The organism is Fulvivirga marina (assembly GCF_016775155.1).
Classification (GTDB): Bacteria; Bacteroidota; Bacteroidia; order Cytophagales; family Cyclobacteriaceae; genus Fulvivirga; species Fulvivirga marina.
In genome coordinates this window covers 51029-72918 of record NZ_JAEUGD010000067.1, presented here as the reverse complement: position 1 = coordinate 72918, position 21890 = coordinate 51029, and the positions used below count along the sequence as shown (strand labels likewise).

At 44.5% G+C, this 21890-nt stretch carries 1 protein-coding gene; it reads left to right on the top strand.

The genetic code is table 11. The annotated features are described in order from the left end of the window. The first annotated feature begins 65 nt into the window (after nt 1-65). Entirely contained in the window at nt 66-21836 is a 21771-nt protein-coding gene (locus tag JMN32_RS24830) for an SDR family NAD(P)-dependent oxidoreductase (protein ID WP_202859113.1), read from the top strand. Nucleotides 21837-21890: the final 54 nt, after the last annotated feature.

Genomic DNA, 21890 nt, shown 5'->3' with positions numbered 1-21890 from the left:
CTTTCTGGTGAATTGAGTTTTAACAAAAAATTGAATATTCTTTTTAATTCTTTCCGGATAATTAGATGCTAAAATTATTGAAGTTTTGCTGCCATGGATACGTGGCTATGCCTGTTATTGAGGCTTGCCATAAACATGGACTGTTTACATTACTTGATGGAAATAAATTTCACACACGCAAAGGGCTGATAAAAGAACTTAAGGCTAATGAAAGTTACTTTTCCGTGGCACTTCAGGCACTGGAGTCGCTAGGCTGGCTTGAAAAAAATGATAAGGATGCCTATCGTCTTACGGGCCGAGTGGATAAGGGTCTCCTTGACCTTAACCTGACCTCGCTATATGCTATAGAGCCGGAGAGTCTTACACAAAAGGTGACCTATGCCAAACGACTTGGCAAGCAAATTGAAAAGGTACTTTTGACCAGCCCGGATAGTAACAACCTGGGAAGTGACCTGGTTAAGGGCGCAATTATAGCCCCACTTATCACAAGCCTCAAGTCTCTTAATACCTTAGTTTTAGAAACAGATAAAGACAACTTTAAAGAGGTACTTGGTCAGTTGAACAAAGACTTGGCAGAGCCCGTTGAGCAGCTATTTGTTCGTTACAAATGGTTAACTAATGATGGTCTGCTGACAGAAGAAGGTAGGCATATATTGCAGGCCGATGTTTGGGCTGATGTAATAGCTTACAGACCGATGCTACAAGGCATAGATCAGCTGCTCTTTGGAGACCCTAAACGTGTTTTTGGAAAGGGAAAGAATAAGGAAGCTACTCATGTGGATAAAGCATTCGAAGCCAAAGCAGAAAAAGCACTACATGACCGCTACTATAAGGATATTCAACAAGAGATCATCGATATCTTTAACCAGGTTCCTGTCGAAGAGCAGCCACAGGTAATTGTAGATGCCGCTTGCAGTGATGGTACCTTACTCAAGGATATTTATGCCACTGTGAGTGAGCATACACGGCGAGGACAACATCTGGAACAGTACCCTTTACAGCTGGTTGGTGTTGGCACAGATGCACAGGCATTGAAAAAAGCTTCTGAAGCCTTAAAATCAGCAGGAATACCTCATCAGACAATGGCAGGAGATATCAATAATCCGGATGATATCAGGAAGAAATTGAAAGATCTAGGGGTAAAAACGGAAAAGGATGTCCTTCATATACATTCCTTTTCGGATCATACCCTGGCTATTGATGCGAAACAACCCATTAATGATTCACTCTCTCCGCTTGTGGCCGGCCAGTTGGAGCATTATGTTGACCAGAACGGACAAATACTGGATGCCTTAACTGTTTTAAGCCATTGGCAAAGACATTTACGGGCCTGGGCAGAAAGTATAGAACAGTCTCGATTGCTGCTACTTGAAGCTCACACACTGCCGGCCCATAAGGCTTTTGAATACCTTGATCGCTCTGAAAATTTTTATTTCGATACCATTCACGGTCTGGCGCATCACTATTTAATTGGAGCAGAAGCCTTTTTAATCCTGGCGGCAAACACAGGTTTATTCAACAAATACCAGGTAAAGCATTACCCCGAACTATCAAGCTTCAGCCGGGTAAGCTTACACCAACTGACCAAACGGGACTATATCATTCGCTTCGCTATTGAAGACGATATTGAAAGCCTGTTGCAACTTGAAGACCTGTGTTGGAAGGAATCATTAAGAACACCGAAAGAGCAAATCCTTGCGCGGATAAAGCAATACCCACAAGGGCAATTTGTGCTCGAAAAAGAAGGCAAGGTGCAGGGGGTGATTTACAGCCAGCGCATTATCAATGATGCAGAGATTGAAAAACATGATTCAGGGAACGTTCATGAATTACATAACCCTGAAGGTTCAATAATACAGTTGATCGCGGTAAATATCCATCCAGATACTCAAAACCTGAGTTATGGAGATCAACTTTTGGAATTTATGCTTCAGCGGTGTAGCCTTATTCCGGGCATTACAAGGGTGGTTGCGGTAAGCCTTTGTAAAAACTACAACACCAATGAGGCGGTACCGATGGAAAGATATATTCAGCTAAAAGGTAGCAAGCAAGATCCTATCCTTGCATTTCATGATGCACATGGGGCACGGATAGTAAAGCCTGTTGCCAACTATCGCCCGCTGGATACTGCCAACCTCGGGTATGGTGTATTGATAGAGTATGATATACTTAGCAGACTTGCACAAAATAATAGGAACAGGACCATAGCTAACGAGCAGCCGGTTAAGTCTCAAGCTAAAGCTACCCTGAACACTGCCGAAATCAGACAGTTTCTACAAGATGCCGTGGCAGGCTTGCTAGATACAGATGGCACAACAGATTTTGATCGTCCTGTTATGGAGACAGGATTGAGTTCAGTAGATCTTATGGCTTTGCAAAAGCAGATCGAAGAGAAATTTAGCCAGGCCCTACAAACTGGATTTTTCTTTGAATACAACAACCTGAATAAAGTTGTTGACTACCTTTCAACTCTGGAGGTTAACGCCACTATACCAGAGGGTACAACTAAGCAGAATAATGGATCAGCGGTTGACAAACAGCAGATCAGTAAGTATTTGCTAAATAAAGTAAATGCACTGCTGGATATTCAAATAACTACGGCAGACTTCGACCGCCCGATCATGGAGATAGGATTGAACTCTGCCGACCTGTTGCTGCTTCAAAAGCAGATCGAAGAAAAATTCAACATGGAGCTTCAGGCCGGATTCTTCTTTGAGCATAATAGCCTTAATAAAGTAATTAATTACCTGGCATCTCATACAGAAGCCGTTACTGGCCCACTTCATATAGAAGTAAGCGGACAGGAAAAACAACAAAACATAACTAGTGGTAAAGAAGCATTGGATACCGACATAGCTATAGTAGGTATCTCTTGTAAACTTCCCGGAGGAATAGAATCAGCAGACGATCTATGGGAGGCTCTTTCTTCAGCCAAAAGCATGATCAGTCCGTTCCCTAAAGAAAGGGGAGAATGGCCTGCCGGGGCAGAAAGATCAGGAATAGATCATGGAGGGTTTCTTCATCAGGGAGATACTTTTGATGCGTCATTCTTCCGCATGTCGCCTAAAGAAGCAACCGCTACAGATCCACAACAGCGTATTCTCTTAGAACTTGCCTGGTCATGTTTGGAAGATGCTTCCATTGTACCAGCCACATTAAAAGGTTCCGATACTGGTGTATTCATCGGTGCCAGCAATTGTGATTATTATCGCCTCATGCAATCTGCCAACCTGGAAACCCAGGCGCACCATGCCATAGGTAGTTCACTGGCCGTATTGGCCAACCGTATTTCTTATTTCTATGATTTTAATGGTCCCAGTCTAATCATCGACACAGCATGTTCTGCCTCTTTGGTAGCATTGCATACAGCCATTAAATCTTTACGATCGGGCGAGTGCTCTTCAGCGCTGGTAGGAGGGGTTAATTTTATTTGTTACCCTGACTTGTCTATAGCTTATCAAAGTGCGGGCATGCTTTCTCCTGATTCACGTTGTAAAGTATTTGATGCGAGTGCCAATGGCTATGTTCGTTCAGAGGGCGCCGTGATGCTAATGCTTAAGCCTTTACACAAAGCCATAGAAGACAAAGATCAGATACGAGCTATTATCAAAGGTAGTGCAATCAACCATGGCGGACTAGGAGGTGGACTGACCGTACCTAACCCGCAAAAGCAAAGCGAGCTGTATACTGCAGCCTGGAAAAACGCAGGCATATCGCCACAAGAACTCAGCTATATTGAAGCTCATGGTACAGGTACCTCATTGGGAGACCCGATTGAAATTCAAGGAATTAAAACAGCTTATACCAAACTGGTGTCAGCAGAAGAGGCCAGGGATTGTGGTATCGGTTCGGTTAAAAGTAACTTGGGCCACCTCGAATCAGCAGCAGGGATTACTGGTTTGTTGAAAGTGATCCTGGCGATGCAGCACCGTCAGTTACCTCCATCCATTAACTATAAAGACCTTAACCCTAAAATACAGCTTGAGGGAACCTCTTTCCGAATTCAAAACAGACTTCAGGACTGGGAAGTAGAGACGCCACGTCTGGCAGGAGTGAGTAGTTTCGGATCGGGAGGAGCCAATGCACACGTAGTAGTGCAGGAGTATGAAACTGAAGCTAAAGAAAGTATTGCTGTAGATCACAACTTGTTCGTATTGTCGGCAGCCAATAATGACAGACTCAGAGAGTATGCAGAAAAAGTTGTTAGATGGTCAGAAAAAGTAGCCGGTACCACGCATTTTACAGATGCCATATATAACTGGCAGGTGGGTCGTATGCCAATGAAGCATCGACTGGCCATCAAAGTAACTGGCTGGGAAGACCTGCGTAAAAAACTTCAGCAATGGCTGTCAGGTGAGCATGAAATTGAAGGAATTTGGACAGGCCAGGTAGGTCAACCATCAGAGGGTGAGCAGCCACTGGAAGCATTGAAGCTTTCTGAAAGGGACTTGGAAAAAATCGCAGAAAAGTGGATTGCAGGAGCAGATATTGAGTGGAATAAACTTTATACCAAAGATATTTTCGGTGATAATTTACCTAAACGTATTACCCTGCCAACCTATCCGTTTGCCAAAAACCGCTACTGGATTGAACAGACTGAGAAAGTACAGCAACTGCCTGTAACTACAGCGGCAGAAGTGCTTCACCCTTTGCTTCACCGCAATACGTCCGATCTTGGTCAGCAGAGCTATAGCTCTACATTTACCGGAGAAGAACTCTTTCTTTCAAAGGGTAGCACAGGTAACGTGCTTCCTGCAGCAGCCTACCTGGAAATGGCCAGAGTTGCCATAGAGCAGGCTTTACCCACACAGGTTGGAACACACGGGCTTGAACTTCATAACATAGTTTGGTCAGGCCCGACAGACATCAAACCAGGTAATAAAGTAAGCGTAGCTCTTTTTGCTCAAAGTAATGAAGAAATTGATTTTGAAATATATAGCCAGGACAATGGAGAAGTAAAAGTCCATTGCCAGGGGCAGGCAGCCATTAAAGCACAATTGTCCCCGACTGTTATAGATGTCGAACAGCTGAGAAAACAGCTGGTGGATGGTCCTTTAGAACAAACCGTTCTGTACTCCGCCTTTAGTAGCATGGGGCTGTCCTATGGACCATCATATCAAGCCATAACTTCTATTTACCAGGATAGTCAGCAACTGTTAGCACACCTGCGTTTACCGAAAGCCCTGGAGTCAAGCCATGAAGCATTTGCTTTGCATCCGAGTGTAGCAGATGGTGCATTCCAGGCAGGTATGGCATTACTAGTCAGTACAGAAGAAACTGATCAACCATTGTTGGCTTATGGTATCGATTCATTGAATATCATAAAAGAGGGTACCAGGGAGATGTATGCTTGGGTGCGTTATTCGGTAAATAGTAAAGACAAAGTTGATATTGACCTATGCGATTCACGAGGTAATGTATGTGTACAACTGCGGGGAGTAAGCTATCAGACAGAGGCCTTATCTTTTGAAATTCAGCCTGTTGAAGTACAGGAGGAATATGAACCTCAAGAAGAGCCAAAGTCAATGGCTGTAGCGCCAAAACAAATACATATAGCACCGCCTATAGGTAAAAATGCAGCATCTGATATGTTTGAAGTACAGAAGTTTGCAACCGTTTCCCTAAAGAAACCTACCAATGTATCCTTAGTAGCGCCAGAAAAAGCAAAATTAGAAAGTACAGATCGCGAATCAACACAAAAAGTATCCATTAGCCTATCCAGTACCTCAACGGGTATGGCCAAGGCAGCTTCATCAACCAGCGAAGCTTCTTATATAAGTCTGTTTGATAACGGTAATGGAATCTACGCGATAAAGATAGATGCTAAAAGCAACAACCTTTCCAAGGAAGTAGCAGCACAACTAGTGCATACTCTCGAATATTTAAAACAATCCGAATCAGTAAAAGCACTGACGCTGAGCGGAAGTAATTCGGTATTCCTTCAGGGAGGCAGAGAAGAATTTAACATAGCCATAGAAGAAAACCTGTATCAAACCCTGGCATCATTTCCCCACCCTGTGATAGCAGTCATGCAGGGTGATGCCACGGGGGCAGGTTTTATGGTAGGAGCGTTGTGCGACTTCATGGTATGTAGCGAAGCAAGCACATATGCCTACACTGTTGAAGGTTTACTACCTACAGTAAGCGAAGAGAAGGTATTAATAGAACGCTTTGGAGAAGCTTTTGCAAAAGATCTGTTATACCAATCAGCAGCGAGAAGTGGCAGGGAGTTGAAGGCCAATGGCTGGAGTTTCCCTATTGTACCATCAGATGAAGTGGAGGTCTATGCTAAACAATTAGCAGAAGACCTTGCCAGTAAATCAGCATTATCACTGAGCTTGCTCAAGCAGCATTTAGGCCGCCATATATTGGCAGAGACCGAAATGTTAAAGGCAGTAAAAAGCTTAAAAACAGAAAGCAAAGTCGCAGCTAGTCATCAAATCACCAGCAGTTCCAAACTACTGAAAGTAGAGGCAGAAGCGGAGCAGGTGTTGACTTTGAAAATCGCAAAAAGCAAGAAGAAAGATAAGTTAAAAGATATATCCTCAGGCCTGACTGAAATCTTCAGTCAGATTGAAAAAGGTAAACACTATAAGGCGGTCATATTGACCAGTGATAATCCTGAATTTGTATCAGGTAAGTCAGACGAAGTTCTCTCTCTTTTGGAGACGCTGAATGCATCACCGGTTCCAGTCATTGCAGCAACGGAAGGAGCGACTGATGCCGGTTGGTTAATCAGCCAGTCATGTGATGCCTGCATCTACCGGGAAACAGGCACCTACTCGGCAGCCAGCCTTCTACAAGATACAAAACTGGCAAGGGTAGCCACCATGATTTTAGGCGACCGATTGAGTCACCATGTTTGCAAAGAGATATTGCTGACCGAAAAAGTCTATACCGGAGCCGACCTACAGCAAACCGGAGCTACTTCAGTATCAAGTGATGTACTGTCAGCAGCACAGCAACAGGCGCAGCAATGGACGAAACTGCCATGGGTGGCAGTAACCTCCTGGAAAAAGGATAGGGCAGCGATAGTAAGTGCGGAGCAGATGCAATTGCCGGAATGGGTAGAGACAGAAGAGAAAACTTCAGGTACCTTACCTAAAGCACCAACGGCCATCAACCTGAAATCACCAGTAGTCAAAGCTACGGTTCATCCCGAAGGCATTGTGGAAGTGAGGATGGAAGACCGTGAGGCGAAGAACATGTTCTCTCCTGCATTTATGGAAGGTGTAGTAGAGGTATTTGAGCACATTGCTCAAACGCCAACCTATAAAGCAGTTATTCTCACTGGCTACGATAACTATTTCATCTCCGGAGGTACCAAGGAAATGCTATTGGATATCCAGGAAGGAAAAATCAAGTTTACAGATACCAAGATCTACCACCTGGCCATGGAGTGCAAAGTTCCGGTTATCGCAGCCATGCAGGGACATGGAATCGGAGCAGGATGGTCAATGGGTATGTTTGCTGACTTTACCCTGTTCAGTGACGAAAGCCACTACGTGAGTCCGTATATGACCTATGGTTTTACACCTGGGGCAGGTTCTACCATGATATTTCCAGATAGAACAGGATATGACCTGGCACGTGAAACCTTGCTCACAGCAGTGGAATACTCCGGTAGAGACTTGAAAAATAAAGGATTGTTACTTCCTGTGATACCAAGAAAGGAAGTAATAAAAACAGCGTTTGATCTGGCCAGACAAATCGTTAGGCACTCCCGTTCCAGTCTGGTTGCCCTTAAGCACCAGTTGACAGCACACCTTCAGGCTCGCCTGGAAGAAAACTATTTGCAGGAACTGGACATGCATGAGAAGACATTTGTTGGACGTACTGATACATTGCAGCAGATCCAAAGCAACTTCCATCAGGAAGGAGAAGATCAACCTACACAAACTACTTCTGCTCCTGTACAAAATACAACAGCCAATGCGGATGTACAGCATGAGATCTTAGCCACACTCAAAATGATGTTGGCTCAAGAGTTACACATGGAAGAAAGTGATATAGATGAAGACAGTCAGTTTGTAGACTTAGGTCTGGATTCTATCATTGGTGTAACGTGGATACGCAAGATCAATGAAAAGTATAAGATCTCGATCAACGCTACCAAAGTTTACAGCTATCCGAATCTGAAACAGTTCAGTGGCTATGTCAAAGATGAGGCAGAAAAAGCGGGTACTATCTCAAAGGCTCCTGTCTCAGTACAAAGTACACCGGTGGCAACACCTGTATCCGCACCAAAAGATGCACAACCAGCTATCTTAGCCAGTCTTAAGTCCATGTTAGCTCAGGAGTTGCACATGGAAGAAAGTGATATCGATGAAGACAGCCAGTTTGTAGACTTAGGTCTGGATTCCATCATTGGTGTGACATGGATACGCAAGATCAATGAAAAATATAAGATCTCGATCAACGCTACCAAAGTTTACAGCTATCCAAACCTAAAACAGTTTAGCAGCTATGTAAAAGACGAAGCTGAGAAGAGCGGAACATTACCTGTTGAAGTTGAGCCTGTACTGGAAAAACAACCAGTAGCTGGATTACAAAGTAAAGTTGCTTTGACACCTACATTGAGAAAACTTACCTCACGACGCAGCCTGTCAGTTACCTCCACTACAGCTCCTGTCAAAGAGCAGCAGTCTCAGGCTATCGCAATAATAGGTATGGCGGGACAATTCCCGGAAGCCAAAAACGTAGAAGAGTTCTGGCAAAATATAGCTGAAGGCAAAAATTGCATTAGAGAAATACCCAAAAAGCGTTGGGATATCGATCAATACTATCAGGAAGGTGAAGTAACGTCAGGAAAAACCTATAGCAGGTGGATGGGAGTGTTAGAAGAATACGATCTTTTTGATCCATTGTTTTTTAACATCTCACCTTCAGAAGCGGAAAGCATGGATCCACAGCAAAGGTTGTTTTTACAGGCTTGCTGGCATGCGATAGAAAATGCAGGCTACAGTGCCAAATCGTTGGGTAACAGCAAATGTGGTGTTTATGTAGGTTGCGGACAGGGAGATTATCACCTGTTATCAAGAGACTTGCAGATAAGTGCTTATGGTTTCACCGGAGGAGATAACTCCATTTTGGCAGCACGCATATCTTACTTCCTGAATTTGCAAGGACCTTGCTTAACTATTGATACAGCATGTTCGTCATCACTGGTAGCTATTGCCAATGCTTGTGACTCGTTAGTACTCGGAAAAAGTGATACGGTACTTGCCGGAGGGGTCTATATCGGAGCCGGACCGGATATGCACTTGAAAACATCGCAAATGGGTATGCTTTCACCAGATGGTAAATGTTATTCCTTTGATCAGCGCGCCAACGGATTTGTGCCTGGTGAAGGTGTTGGTGTAGTTATGCTGAAAAGACTTGAGGATGCAGAAAGAGACAACGACAATATTCTTGGTGTTATTCAGGGATGGGGTGTAAATCAGGATGGAAAAACCAATGGCATTACGGCCCCGAATACAGAAGCACAATCCAGATTGCAGCAGGAAGTTTACGATAAATATAAGATCGATCCGGCCTCTATCCAGTTGGTGGAAGCACATGGAACAGGTACGAAACTAGGCGATCCGATTGAGGTTGAAGCTCTCGTAGAGTCCTTTAAAAAATATACTCAGGAAAAAGAATACTGTGCCCTGGGCTCAGTGAAAAGCAATATTGGCCATTGCCTGATGGCGGCAGGAGTTGCAGGTATGATCAAGTTGATCATGTCAATGAAGCACAAGCAGCTGCCACCAACAATTAACTTTGAGAAGTTAAACGAACACATCAGCCTGGACAATAGCCCGTTCTACGTTAATACCCAGCTCAAAGACTGGGAAGTAGAGGATTCAGAACTGCGAAAGGCAGCAATCAGCTCCTTTGGTTTCAGCGGAACCAATGCCCACATCGTTGTGGAAGAATACCCGTCACCAGTAGGAGCGGGAGCTTCAGCGGCAGGCTTTCAAAACGTAGACTGCATCATTCCGATGTCAGCTCGAACCGAGGAGCAGCTAAAACAAAAAGCGAGTGACCTGTTAGATTATGTCCGCATGGAAGGGCAGTCGCTCAGCTTGGCTGATATAGCCTATACCCTGCAAATAGGCCGGGTAGATATGGATCAACGCTTGGGACTTGTGGCAAGCAGTATAGATCAGCTGGCAGAAAAACTAAAGGCCTTTGTTGAAGGGAAGAGCGTTAACAACGTGTTCGCAGGCAAAGCTAAGCGCAATGAAGACACCATTTCTCTGTTTGCTGAAGACATGGACCTGCAAGACACCATAGATAAATGGGTACAGCAGAGAAAGCTTTCAAATCTCATCAACCTATGGGTGAAAGGATATGAGCTGGATTGGAACAAATTATATGACAACGTCAAACCCAACCGTATCAACTTACCAGTATATCCTTTTGCAAAAGAGCGTTACTGGATTGATGCGGATGAAGCCGTACAGCTAACATCGCCGGCAGCATCAGCGATACATCCTTTGCTGCATAGAAACACTTCAGTCCTTAGCCAGCAACGTTTTGGTTCGAGCTTTAGTGGAAATGAATCCTATTTGGAGCTCGAAAATGGCGTGAAAGTATTACCAGGCCTGGCAGCGCTTGAAATGGCACGCGCTGCTGTAGAGCACTCGTTGTTATCACAGCCAGAAGTTATAGAGTTACGCAACATAGTTTGGGCAGCACCGATGGTAGCTGCCGCACAAACAGAGTTTAACATTTACCTGTATGAAAAAGGCAATAGTCAGATTGATTATGAGATTAGTAGCCAGTCAGGTGATGAAGAAATAATATATAGCCAGGGAGAAGCCCGTCTGAGCCATACGGAAACGGCTGGCCCAGTGGTGAATATAGAGCAGCTCAAAGGGAACATGAAACCGGGTGGGATTAACATCACGGATCAGGAACTTACAAACTTCTATCAAGGAGAAACTCAATTTCTCGCCCAATTGAGTTTACCAAATCACACGGCGAATGATCAAAGTGGATTTGGGCTCTACCCTGCTATGATGAAGCATACGCTGAAAGCAGTAGATGTTTTCAGAAATGATTACCAGTCATCAGCACCTATTGATTTAAGATCAATACGCATAATTTCACCTTGTACTGATGATATGTACGTATGGGGGCGTTTCTCCCAACGCTATCAGCCAGGTGATGAAATCGTCAGTGTAGATATAGATCTGTGCGATAACCTGGGTAATGTATGTGTTGAAATGAGAGGATTATCGTTAAGTATCAATGATCAGGGAAGTATGCAGGAGTGGGCAGCAGCTAATGAAAATGTGGCTGAATTGTTACAAGACGATGAAGCAACACAGACGCTGTTTTTCAGTGAAGATTGGGAGGCTAGACCTTATACAGGTTCCACGTCAGTACCAGCTGGTCAGCAAACCATCATTTTCACCACCAAGGAGTTCCGTGAAAAGCTAATCGCCGAAACAGCTAACCCATTATCTAAAGCGACTATCGTTGAACAGGCTGACAGTCCGGCAAGCCAGGATGAGATCAGCAAGATTCTAGATCATATTACGGAGGCAGGTAAGCCGGTCCGCATTATTTACATGTGGGCAAAAGATCAGGGAGAGACAGGTATTCACATGTTATTCGATCTGTTCAAGGCCATTAAGTCATCAGCATCCATAGTAACACACGTGGCGTTGGTTGGTCAATACGATCCTACAAATGTTAATACCTGCTGGGATTATTCATGGATCGGGTTCGAAAGATCAATGAAACTGATCCTGCCCAATATTCAATTATCATTGCTTTATACTGATACTGCTTCATGCACACCTCAGCAACTATTGGATGCGGCGGGGCACAATGGGGTATTGTGGTATAAGCAAAACCAAAGATTTTTATTGTCGCTCCAAACGTGTAAGCCCGGTAAAACAACCGAAGAATCTGTATTGAAACAAAGCGGAAATTATTTGATTACAGGTGGTTGTGGTAATCTGGGCTTGCAGTTTGCACGTTACCTGGCGGAAAATTACCATGCCAATCTGGTATTGGTAGGCAGACGTCAGATGACCTCAGACATTAAATCGCAATTAAGCATATTGAAAGAGGCCGGAGCTGGAGAGGTAAGCTATCACTCAGTTGATGTAAGCAACAGAGAGGCTATCCAGGCATTGCAGGCAGAGTTACCTTTTGATATCTCAGGTATAATCCATGCCGCAGGAGTCGAGTCTTCAGAGCCTTTTTACAATAGATCAACATCAGATATTAACGCAGTACTTCATCCTAAATCCATCGGCTCCTTGCTGTTGGATGAGGCTTTTGATCAGCCTTCACTGGATTTCATTTGTTACTTCTCTTCCGTATCAGCTTTCTTGGGAGACTTTGGTTCGTGCGACTATGCCGTAGCCAGCCGCTTCCAGATGGCCTATAGCCATTATCGAGAGCAAAAAGGACAGCACAATGGTAAAACATTAGTTATTAACTGGCCATTGTGGCAGGAAGGAGGCATGGGTACCAGTGATTCGGCTCAAACTTCGTTTTACTTGAAAAGCAGTGGCCAGGAGCCACTACAAACATCGCAGGGAGTGGACATCTGGCACGACCTCTTGAGATCCGAAAGGCTACAAACACTGGTTATGTTGGGCAAACCTTCACGTGTGGAGCAAGTATTGAGCAGGTTGTACACTTCAGGCCAGTCTGAGGTTGGAGAAAATGCACAAAACATGGCAAATGTCATGGCAGGAAAAGGATGGAAACCACAGTATCAGGGACTTTCGCTGAAAGAGTGCATTACCTCTGATTTGAAGCAAGTGGTTTCAGCACTGACTAAGATCAATCAAAATCAGCTCAACATCACTGAAAACCTGACCGATTATGGTTTTGACTCCATCAGTCTGAGTGAATTTGCCAAAAGGCTGACCACCCACTTTGGAGTAGAAGTAACACCGGCCGTATTTTTCAGTGCCACCACTATTGATAAACTGAGTGCGTATTTCCTTGATGAACATGCTGAGCATGTGGAGGGTTTTTACAGACAGGATAGTGCGGTGATCAGCAGCGATAATGCGAAAGTTGTTGCAACCAGGTTGAAGAGCCTGAAACCAGCAATTCGCCGTCGTGTAGCTTCAGGATTTGGTCCGCAAGTGACAGGCACATTGAATCAAGAGCCGATAGCCATTGTAGGGATGTCAGGGCGTTTCCCTCAGGCCCGTACCGTAGACCAACTATGGACCATACTGGCAGAGGGTAAAGATGCCATCACGGAAATACCTGCCTCAAGGTGGGATTGGCGTAAGTACTTCACTGTTCCTGGTGATGAAAACAATAAAATAACAATTAATAAAGGAGGCTTTATTCATGGTGTTGACGAGTTTGATCCATTATTCTTTGAGATCTCACCTCGTGAAGCCGAGCAGATGGACCCTGCTGAAAGGCTACTCCTTATAGAAACATATAAAGCGATAGAGGATGCAAGGATTTCTCCGAGTGACCTCAGAGGTGAAAAGGTAGGCATGTTTGTTGGAATGGAAGAGGGGCAGTATGACCATATCACCGGAAAGCAAGGTATTTCCACTACGGGTAATGCCATGATAAGCTCACGACTGTCATACTTCCTGGACTTGCATGGCCCGGCCATTGCTACTAACACTGCATGTTCATCCGGCTTGGTTGCATTGCATCAGGCTGTGTCAAGCTTGCGCCAGGGAGAATGCAAGTCAGCCATCGTTGCTGGTATTTCGCTTCTGATTTCACCTGACAGCTATGTGATGATGAGCGAGGCGGGTATGCTTTCACAAGATGGACATTGCCATACTTTCTCCAAAAATGCCAATGGTATAGGAGTGGGCGAGTCTGTTGTGGTGTTCATGCTGAAACCATTGTCGGCAGCTGTTGCTGATGGAGACTCCATCTACGGAACCATTAAGGCCAGCGGTATCAACTTCGACGGAAAAACCAATGGAGTAACCGCCCCTAATGGAGACAGACAGGCAGAGTTGATCGAAAAGGTTTATGCCGATCATCAGATTGATACCAATGACCTGTCATACATTGTAACCCATGGTACAGGTACCAAACTGGGAGATCCAGTTGAGATCAATGCTTTGGTTAAAGCCTTCAGAAACCTGAATGGAGACAGACCGACACAAGGGAAACAGGGACATTGCGCTCTGACCAGTTGTAAGAGCAACGTTGGCCATACACTGGCAGCGTCAGGGTTAGTGAGTGTGGTCAATTTACTGAAGGCCATACAACACCGTCAGATACCGGCCAGCTTAAATTGTGAAGAAGAAAACGATTATATCACCTGGAACAATAGTCCGTTCTTTATCAATAAAGAGACCCGAGAGTGGAACAAAGAGCAAGGCAGACCGTATTTGGGAGCGGTAAGTTCATTTGGCCGAAGTGGTACCAATGCCCATGTGGTTATTGAAGAGTATCAGACCATGGCCGAAGAAGTGCGGTCCGCACCTGTAACCTATACCGGAGATAAAGAGGCTATCCTGCTTTCTGCAAGAACGGAAGAACAACTGCAGCAAAAAGCCCGTGATCTGTTTGATTTCATCACGGATTCAACAAAGGGCAGCATTGAATTGCCAGCGCTCGCTTATAGCCTTCAGGTATGTAGAGAAGAGTTCGAAGTTCGCCTGGGCTTCCTCGTAAGTTCGGTGGATCAACTGGTTGAAAAATTACAGGCTTACCTTGACGGTGCAGAAGACCTCGAAGATACCTATCAGGGCAAGGTTAAGCGCAATCAGGAAGACATGAGCATCATCAATGACGATGAAGACATGAAAGAGGCGATTGATAAATGGATCAACCGCAGGAAACTTTCTAAATTGCTGGAGTTGTGGGTTAAAGGGCTGACCTTGGATTGGAAGAAATTCTACGGTGAAAACAAACCAAAACGTATAGCATTGCCAACTTATCCTTTTGCACAAGATCGCTACTGGATAGATGCAGCATCAAAAGGTCAGTTTGAACTATCGGGAATTCATTCAAATGCACAACTGCACCCGTTAGTACATCGTAACACTTCAGACCTTTTACAGCAAAGCTATAGCTCAACTTTCAGAGGTAGTGACCTCTTCGTAGGAGATTATCACTACAAGGAAAATACAATATTGCCCGCAGCCGCTTACCTTGAGATGGCAAGAGCAGCAGTCGAAATGGCTATGCCTGCCATGGAAGAACCAGCAGCGATTGCCCTCCATCAATTAGAGTGGGCAGAGCCGTGCATCGTGGATCAGGATCACAGTGTCAGGATCACCCTGGCAGCTCAGGATGATGAACTGATCAGTTATGAGATCTTTAGTACTGAGGCAGATGAGGAGGTAATTCACTTTAGCGGGTATGCAGCCTTTACTGCTCAACCCGAAGCTATGACCCTGGATGTTCATGAGTTGATGAGGTACATGAGTGATACTATGGAAGTATCCGGCTTGTACCATGCTCTGGAAAGTGCAGGTATTAACTATGGTCAGTCTCTTCAGGCAATCAGCGCTATACATCTTGGAAGCCAGCAAGTGCTGGTGAAATTAAAAACACCGGTTGCTACAGAAGGTAATTATATACTGCACCCGGCCATTATGGATAGCGTACTACAGGCGAGTATGGCATTGATCGCCGATGCGGAGCCACTGGTGCCTGTAGCCTTGGAATCAGTAACTACCGTGTCAGCATGCGTAGAAGAAATGTACGCCTGGATACGCTTCTCACCGGGAGTCAAAGCTGGTGACGAACATATTAAACTGGACATTGACCTTTGCGATCTGCAAGGTAATGTAGCAGTACTCATAGAAGGGCTTGAACTATCCCACTTAAGCGCAGCGCCATTGGCAATGAAAGGTACTGATGCAGGTACAACCCTATCATGGGATAAGGTGAGCTACCTTACACAGTGGGAAGAACAGGCTGTTTCGCAGAAAAATGTGGAGGCTGCTCATAAAAATGTATTGATTGTTTGTGGAGAAACCACTGGTTTTGAAAAGGATATCCTTGCACACTATGAGCAAAATGCAGAAGCAAAAATCCTTCTCATTCGCATAGCCAATAAAACAAAACAGATATCAGATCAAGAGTGGCAATGTGGAACAGATGATCATGACGGTTTCAAAAACTGCCTGAAGGAAATTGAAGAAATAGATACCCTTTATTTCATTTCCATGGCAGAGCCAAAAGCAGGATCTATCCAATTAAAGAATATGATAGATGGTCAGGAAAGCAATGAGATTCAACTTTTACGTCTGATTAAATTCCTGAAACAAAGTAATAAGATCAATGATAAAGTAGAATCTTATATCCTTACACAGGATACCTACTCGATCTATGAAGAACCTAATAATTTCAATGGAGCAGGTATAACTGGTTTGGCCTATTCACTGGCTCAGAGCAGCTACCAGTTCAGGGTAAGGAATCTGGACTTGTCTTCGGAAGATTTGAAAACGCCGGAGAGTCGTAGGAATACGTTGGGTATGATACTCCATGAGCCACCGGCTGACAGAGGTGAAGTATTCAAACTTCGCTCAGGCAAGCGCTATAGACAGCTCTTGTATAAGCTCAACTGGGATACCAACAGTCACTCGGCTATCCGTCATCATGGAGTTTACCTCATAGTAGGTGGAACAGGAACTGTTGGTAAGATTATGACACGGAACCTGATAGAACAATATGGAGCCACAGTAGTATGGTTGGGAAGAAGTGAAGAGACTTCTGAACGTGTACAGGCCGCTATGCAGCAGTTTGAAAAATCTGCAGAAAACCTGCTTTATATACAGGCAGATGCTACCGACCCTAACTCCATGAAACAGGCAATAGTATCTATAAAACAAAAACACCCGGCTATTCACGGTGCCATGTTTGCTGGAATGGTCTTTCGTTTTGAAAACTCATTAGACCAAACCACAGAGTCGGAATTCAGATCAATTTTTGACCTTAAGGCGCAGGGAAGCTGGGTGTTCTATGATGCCCTGAAAGATGAGTCTCTCGATTTTATGTGCTATTTTTCATCGGGACAGGCTTATTCCTTTTCAGGGGCATCGAAACTTTCAGCTTATGCTTGTGGTATTACTTATGCCGATAGTTTTGTTCATGCCATTCGCAAGCAGGCAGATTTTCCTGTTGGTATTATCAACTGGGGATTCTGGAAGTCTACGACTGAAACCATAACTGCGAATAAAGACGGAGTAACTACAGGCAATTTTGATGCTCTTGAAGACCTCGAAGGTTTTAAATGTTTTGAGCAGTTTGTCGGAGAGCTTCATCAAGGCAGAGTTCATCAAGTACTGTGTATGAAAGCATCGCAGCACATTGAAACCCTTATGAACTGTAACCCTGAAGATATGATCTCTCTGACCGGGACATCAGCTTTACCTTCGACATCTCTCGATGAAAGTGAGATTGAGATCCCTTATGAAAAAATCAAAAAACTAAAGCTCGCTGAAGAGAAGAGTGATCTGGAAGACTGGCTCGTACAGTTGTTGTTCTGCCAGATGGATCAACTCGTAAAATCTGCAGGTTTGGAAAAACCAAATACCATGTCAGACCTTCGTGAGCAATGCGGAGTTTTAGATAAATACATCCCTTGGTGGGAAGCTTGCCTCAACAGGCTTAATCAAAACAAATACATTCAATGGAAAGGGGATACCATTACCAAGTGGAAGAAGGTAGATGCAGAAGCCACCTGGAAGAAGTGGCAGGTAGAAAAAGAGAAGTACCTGCAAAACCCGGATCGTAAAGCGTGGGTAGGTTTGGTCAATGATTGTCTGGAGCGACTGCCTGAAATACTACAGGGAAAAACTCTGGCAACAGATGTGATATTCCCTAATTCATCTATGGAGAAAGTTGAAGGGGTTTACAAAAACAACCTGATGTCTGATACTTTCAATGAGATTGTTGCCAACGCTGTTGTGGCTTATGTTCAACAGAAGTTGCAGGCAGATCCAAATGCCCGATTGAGGATGTTGGAGATAGGTGCAGGTACAGGAGGCACATCTGCTGTTATTTTTGACAGATTGCAACCTTATAAAGAATCTATTGAAAAGTACTGCTACACCGACCTGTCAAAAGCGTTCTTCTTCCATGCGGAGAAAAACTACCTGCCTGATAACCCTTACATAGAGTGTCAGCGACTGGATATTGAGCAGCCCATTGATGATCAGGGTATTGAAGTAGGAACCTATGACCTTGTAATTGCTACTAATGTATTACATGCTACCAAGGATATACGACGTACTTTAAGGAATGCTAAGGCCGTTCTCCATCAGGAGGGTTACATACTGATTAATGAATTAAGTACCCCGGCACTGTTTAATCACCTGACGTTTGGCTTATTGGATGGCTGGTGGCTATTCACCGATGCAGAACTTCGAATGCCAGGTAGTCCGGGACTATATCCGGCCGGTTGGCAACACGTTTTGGAGGAAGAAGGATTCCCTGCCGTGCTATTCCCTGCGAAGGAGGCACATATGCTAGGGCAACAAATTATATTGGCACAAAGTAATGGGGCCATCAGACGTAAAATTTCAGTGAAAAAGGATGAGAAAATTGCACCAAAAACTCCGGCAACAGTTAAAAGCAAGCCGGTACAGATACCCGTGCAGAAGCAGAAGGTGGTTCAAATGAAAAAGCCGCAGCCTGCAGCAAAACCTTCACTAAACATACAGGATTACATCAGTACCAAAATATTAAACTGCCTGTCAGAAACTTTAAAGATTTCTAGTAATGAAATCGATTCGGATATGGCATTTTCAGATTACGGTATCGACTCTATTCTGGGGGTAAGTTTTATTAACCAGATCAATGAGGTACTTTCGATCTCGCTCAATACTGCTATTATTTTTGAACATTCTACAGTAAATCGTTTGAGCAAACACGTGATGAACTCCTATCAGTCGCAGATTGAGCCTGACATAGAAGTTCAGGCTGAAGCGACTGTGATGGAGGAAGAGGAAGTAGTCACTCAGGTATATGAAGAAAGGACTGCCAGCAGGGCGAGTATTTTGCCTCAAAGCAGGTTTACCTTCAGAAATAAACCATCTTCCAGATTAGTCTCAGCTAAAACAGAGGTTAATACATCAGAGATTGCTGTGGTCGGAATATCGGGAATGTTTCCGAAAGCCGAAAACATTGAAGAGTTCTGGCATAACCTTGTAGAGGGAATAGATGGAGTCGATGAACTTCCGGAGCGCTATTTAGATCAGAAAAATTTCTTCAGCTCTAAAAAGCAAGCTGGAAAGACCCGTTGCAAATGGGCTGGAATTGTAGAGGACAGGGATTGCTTCGATCCATTGTTCTTTAACATTTCACCAAAAGAGGCAGAGTCTATGAATCCACACCAGCGTCTGGTATTACAGGAAAGCTGGAATGCACTCGAAAATGCCGGGTATAACCCCAGGGCGCTTTCAGGTTCTCAGACAGGTATTTACATTGGAGCAGAGCCCACAGGATATAGCGGTGATACCTTCACCGGTTATTCTGATGCTATCATAGCCTCTCGCTTGTCATACATCCTGAATTTAAACGGACCATCATTCGTAGTGAACACAGGCTGTTCTTCTTCAGCGGTAGCCTTGCACCTGGCTTGTGAAAGCCTCAGAAACAGAGAAACAGATATGGCACTAGCCGGAGGGGTTAACGCCTGTCTGGAGCAGAACATGCTGATCCGTCTGGATGAAATAGAAATGCTCTCACCAAGTGGCCGTTGCTTTACCTTTGATCAGTCCGCTGATGGCACCATCATGTCGGAAGGTGTAGGTATCGTAGTGCTGAAACGCCTTGACGACGCCATAGAAGCAGGAGATAAGATCTACGGATTGATTTCCGGCTCAGGCATCAATCAGGATGGAGCCAGTAATGGAATAACAGCCCCTAATGGAGAGGCGCAGGAAAAACTGATCGTTGATGTTTATAATAAATTCAACATTGACCCCGAAAAGATCAGCTACGTAGAAGCGCACGGAACGGGCACGAAACTGGGTGATCCAGTAGAAACCAACGCCTTAGTAAGAGCCTTCCGAAACTTTACGGAAAGCAAAGAGTATTGTGCTGTAGGTAGTGCCAAATCATATATTGGCCATGCCGCAGCGGCAGCAGGGGTTATAGGACTGATCAAAGTGTTGCTATCCATGCAACATAATAAGATACCGAAGTTGTTAAACTTCAAGACCATGAACCCTTTGATTGAATTTGACGGATCTCCTTTTTACATCAATACAGAAGTACAGGAGTGGGAGCCATTAAAGGATGCGCCGCGTATGGCAGCCATTAACTCCTTCGGGCATAGTGGTACTAATGCACATCTGGTAGTGAAAGAGTTTATTCAGCCAGAGAGCAAGCCAACTTCAAAGACTGGCGAGCCTGTAATTGTGCCACTTTCAGCCAAAACACCAGAGCAACTACAGCAAAGAGCTAATGAACTATTGAATTTTGTGAAGGTGAGTCAGGGAGGTATGGCAGAAGCCATTGACATGGTAGACATGGCCTATACTTTACAGACCGGTAGAGAAGCTATGGAAGAGCGTCTGGCATTTATAGTGAGTTCGGTTGAAGAGCTTGCTGATAAATTGCAGGCCTTTGTAAACGGAGAACGCAATATTGAAAACACTTGGGTAGGGCAGGCCAAACGCAATAAAGACATTCAGTCTCTGTTTAGCGGAGACCTTGACCTACAGGAAATTATCGATAAATGGATAGCCAGAAACAAACTGTCGAGTCTCACGGACCTTTGGGTTAAAGGACTTGATCTGGATTGGCTCAAGCTCTATGAAGGGGTTAAACCTCATAAAGTCCATTTGCCATCATATCCGTTTGCCAAGGAGCGTTATTGGTACCATGCTACCAAAGGCAGTGTACAGGCGAAGCCTGCAGGACTTGTCGGTGCAGTGATCCATCCGCTATTGCATCAGAATACCTCTGATCTTAACCAGCAAAGCTATACTACCACCTTCAGTGGAGAAGAGTTCTTCCTGACGGATCATAGAGTGAACGAAAACAAAGTGCTTCCGGCTGTGGCTTATCTGGAAATGGCTCAGGTTGCCGCAAATATGGCTCTACCAGTTCACGACGAACCATTTATTCTGGAACTTCAAAACACCGTTTGGCTGAAACCAGTGGTTGTTGGAGAGCAAAAGCAGGTAACCATAGCTCTGTTTGAGAATGATGAGGATGGTACTTTTGAAAAAGTAGATTTCGAAATATATAGCTTGGGCAATGATACGGACGACCTGGATGGAGAAACGATACATTGTCAGGGACAAGCCATATTCGGAAGGTATGAAGTACCCGCAAGGCTGGATATCGACCAGCTAAGGGCGCAAATGCAAGAAGGTACCATAGAGCCCGATACAGTTTATGATTCTTTCAGGAAAATAGGAATGAACTACGGCCCGGCCCACCAGTGTGTGACTGCCGTGTATATGGGAGAAGACCAACTGCTGGCACACCTTAACATGGCCGAGCAGGATAATCAGCATGACTTTGTTCTGCATCCTGCTATGATGGATTGTGCACTTCAGGCATGTATCGGTTTAATGGTTGATCTGGATGATCTGCCGTCTCGACCGTTGCTTCCTTTTGCTTTGGAATCTGTAAGGGTAATTGCAGCCTGCACCGAAGACATGTATGTATGGGCACGCTACGCTCAGGGAAGCCAGCCAGGAGATAAACTCATCAAGCTGGATATAGACCTTTGCGATCATGAAGGAAATGTGTGTGTACAAATGCATGGCTTTTCATCGCGGGCACTAGATGGGAAAATTGAGCAGGCAGCACAAAAAGCAATTAGTGATCAGTCTTACGACGACGGTTTTTATAACAATATAATTGAGAAAGTTTTGAATAATGAGATCTCAGTAGAGGAAGCCGCGGAGCTTGATTAAAATAAGCAACCGGCAAAAGCAGTAGACAAGTTCATCTCAAATCTCACTACCAAA

What these genes read in the sequence shown, in the direction of transcription:
- JMN32_RS24830 (WP_202859113.1), top strand. Translation starts at nt 66, where the DNA reads ATGCTAAAATTATTGAAGTTTTGCTGCCATGGATACGTGGCTATGCCT.